General features: G+C 45.1%; 2 protein-coding genes. One reads left to right on the forward strand and one right to left on the reverse strand.

The window, feature by feature from the left end; all coding sequences use genetic code 11:
• A partial coding sequence (locus HHO50_RS20880; protein WP_219921621.1) for a transposase occupies positions 1-228 on the forward strand: 228 nt, incomplete at its 5' end.
• 675 nt (positions 229-903) lie between these two features.
• On the opposite strand, the gene HHO50_RS20885 is transcribed toward HHO50_RS20880, so the two are convergent.
• Positions 904-1,113: a hypothetical protein gene (locus tag HHO50_RS20885; protein WP_181309085.1), complete on the reverse strand. Its 210-nt coding sequence runs from the start codon at positions 1,111-1,113 to the stop codon at positions 904-906.
• Positions 1,114-1,234 lie beyond the last annotated feature (121 nt).

A 1,234-nucleotide genomic window follows, 5' to 3' on the forward strand; every position in this document is an offset into this window, starting at 1 on the left:
AAGAGCCTCAGGCAGGCAACGGTGGAGCCGGTGCTGGGCACGCTCATCAACTACATGGGACTACGCAAGATCAACACCAGGGGAATTAAACAGGCGCTGAAGGTACTGCTATTGGCAGCCACGGCTTACAACCTGAAGAAACTGCTGTACTTTAGCCCTGAAAGCCGCCAAACAGCGGTGATGGCCTTGCCCAGACCTGTTGCAGCTGCTTTTCTTGAGCTGGTTTAGCAGAAAAAATCAGAAAGAACCGGAAAAGTGAGAGAAAGGCATTGGCTGGCTTCTTGGTTATCCCCGAGTTGTGCAACAGCTACTCTTGTTAGCTGTTTGTTGTTTCTCTGTGCTGACTGCTACTTTTTGCTTTTCTGTTTTTGACCTGTTTTTGGAAAAAGAGCCCGAAAACAGAAAAACGGAGCGTTTGTCGAATTCTTTATCAATCACGTTTTCGGCCCGTTTTCGGAAAATCAGGCCGAAAACGCAATTTTCAGCCGTCGGCTTACGCGTATTGCTGAGCACGCATTTTGCGTCTGTTCAACTTTTGCGACTTCTGCTACTTTTTGCGGTAAAAGTCGCGGTACGTTTGCTCTCTTTTGCTGAAGTAATTTAAAACTTTTGCAGTTCTTTTCTGCGATTTCTTGCCAGAATTTGCGTTCTGCGCTTGCTCATGCTTTTTTCCGATTCACTGAATGCTGATGCCGGAGCCATGTTTACAATAACAGCTAACGGACTTGGCTAAACGGCGGCTGAAGGCCGTCGGCCGAAGCTGGCGTTTAGCTGTTGTTAGTTCTTGTTTTTCTTTTTAAGCATTGCGACTTTCTCCTGTTTCAGGCCTGTTTTTCGGAAATCAGCCCCAAAACAGTTTCTCGGAGCTTTTATTTTTTCGTCTGTCTGTTTTTGCCCTGTTTTTTAAAAATCAGGTCGGAAACGCATTCCCGAAGTCGGTTTGCGAATGTTGCTGATAAATTCTTTTTGCTCAAACGCCACGTCAATTCCTCTTTTGCTACTCAAGTTGGTCAAAGTCGGGCAGCGTTCCCAACTTTTGAGAAACTTACTTAATTCTTCAGTTGATTTTACTTTTTCCGCTTTTGCTACTTTCGCTGATAATTTTTTCTGCAAAGCGAGAAGAACGGTTTTTCATATTTTAAATTAGAACTAACGGCTGGGCTAAACGGCGGCGGAGGCCGTCGGCCGAGGCTGGCGTTTAGCTGTTGTTAGCCAAAGTTTTTCTTTTACTTTT

This window comes from Rufibacter sp. XAAS-G3-1 (assembly GCF_013623775.1).
Classification (GTDB): Bacteria; Bacteroidota; Bacteroidia; order Cytophagales; family Hymenobacteraceae; genus Nibribacter.